1 protein-coding gene is annotated in these 2,025 nt (G+C 64.3%); it reads left to right on the top strand.

Features of this window, described 5'->3' with window-relative positions; all coding sequences use genetic code 11:
- On the top strand, positions 1–2,025 hold a 2,025-nt coding region (locus tag HX866_RS09960; protein WP_256344889.1), incomplete at both ends, for a condensation domain-containing protein.

The raw sequence follows: 2,025 nt of genomic DNA, 5'->3' as shown, positions 1-2,025 counted from the left end.
GCAATGATGCCCAGGTGAAGATCCGTGGTTTCCGGGTCGAGTTGGGTGAGATCGAAGCACGTCTGGCCGAGCATCCCGAGGTCAAGGAAGCCGTGGTGCTGTGCCGCGAAGAGGTGCCCGGCGACAAACGTCTGGTGGCCTATGTCACGGTGCAGCAGCCTGGCGCTGTGCTGGAGATCGAAAGCTTGCGCGATCATCTGCAGGGAGCATTGCCGGAGTACATGGTTCCGGCGGCTTACGTGCAGCTCGATGTCTTGCCGCTGACGCTGAACGGCAAACTGGACCGCAAGGCCCTGCCGGCGCCGGATGCGCAGGCGCTGATCAGCCGTGGCTACGAAGCGCCGCAAGGCGAAGTGGAACGCCTGCTGGCATCGATCTGGTCGGATGTACTCAAGGTCGAGCAGGTAGGGCGGCACGATCATTTCTTCGAGCTGGGTGGCCATTCGCTGCTGGCGGTGAAACTGATCGAGCACATGCGTCAGGCCGGTCTGAGCGTCGATGTGCGCGTGCTGTTCGGCCAGCCGACCCTGGCGGCTTTGGCCGCTGCCGTAGGTGGCGGACGTGAAATCGTGGTGCCGGCCAATGGCATTGCCCCGGGCTGCCAGCGGATTACCCCGGACATGCTGCCGCTGATCAGCCTGGACCAGGAGGCCATTGACCGCGTCGTGACCACGGTGCCCGGCGGTGCGGCCAATGTACAGGACATCTACCCGCTGGCGCCGTTGCAGGAAGGGATTCTCTATCACCACCTGGCGGCACAGGCGGGCGACCCTTATGTGCTACAGACGCAGTTCGCCTTTGACGATCGCGAGCGCCTGGATGCCTTTGTCCATGCCCTGCAAATGGTTATCGACCGGCATGACATCCTGCGCACTGCTGTGCTTTGGGAAGGCCTGGACTCGCCTGTGCAAGTGGTCTGGCGCAAGGCGCGCTTGCACCTTGAGGCGGTCGAACTCGACCCGGCAGTGGGTGATGTCGGCGTGCAACTGCATGACCGTTTCGACCCCCGTCACTACCGCCTGGACATAGGCCAGGCACCGTTGATGCGCCTGGCCTATACCGAAGATCCGTTCAGCCAGCGGATCACCGCGATGTTGCTGTTCCATCACATGGCCCTGGACCACACCGCCCTGGACGTGGTGCGCGATGAAATGCAGGCGTACTTGCAGGGGCAGGCCGCGCAGTTGGGCAGTCCGGTGCCGTACCGCAACTATGTGGCCCAGGCGCGCCTGGGCGTGAGCCCGGCCGATCACGAAGTGTTTTTCCGCGAGATGCTGGGCGAGGTGGAAGAGCCGACCTTGCCGTTCGGCCTGCAGGATGTGCAGGGCGATGGCGGTGATATCGAAGAGGGTGTCCGGGCGCTGGACAGTCGGTTGAGTCTGCGCCTGCGGACCCAGGCCCGGCAGCTGGGGGTAAGCGTTGCCAGCTTGCATCACCTGGCCTGGGCCCAGGTATTGGGCAAGGTCTCGGGCAAGCAGGAGGTGGTGTTCGGTACCGTATTGATGGGCCGAATGCAGGGCGGCGAGGGTGCCGACCGGGCGCTGGGGATGTTCATCAATACCTTGCCGCTGCGGGTTACCGTGGGCGAACAGGGTGTGCGGGCGGGGGTCAAGGCGACCCATGCGCGACTGACCGCACTGCTGGGTCACGAACATGCGTCCCTGGCCCTGGCCCAGCGTTGCAGTGGCGTGGTTGCGCCAACGCCGTTGTTCAGCGCTTTGCTCAACTATCGCCATAGCGCTATCGGCCATGCTTCCGAGCGGGTCATGCAGGCTTGGCACGGTATCCATGTCCTCGGTGGGGCAGAGCGTACCAACTACCCGTTGACCCTGAACGTCGACGATCTGGGTGATGGCTTCAACCTGACGGCTCTGGTGGCGACCTCGATGGGGGCACAGCGGATCTGCGGCTATATGGAAACGGCGCTGGGGCATCTGGTCGAGGCCCTGGAGTCCGCGCCGGATTCGGCGGTGCGTGATCTGCCGGTGTTGCCGGAGGCCGAGCGCGAGCAACTGCTGCTGGGGT

The organism is Pseudomonas gingeri, from assembly GCF_013386165.1.
GTDB lineage: Bacteria > Pseudomonadota > Gammaproteobacteria > Pseudomonadales > Pseudomonadaceae > Aquipseudomonas > Aquipseudomonas gingeri_C.
Note: the sequence above shows the minus strand (reverse complement) of the source record. Positions and strands in the feature narration are given on the sequence as shown.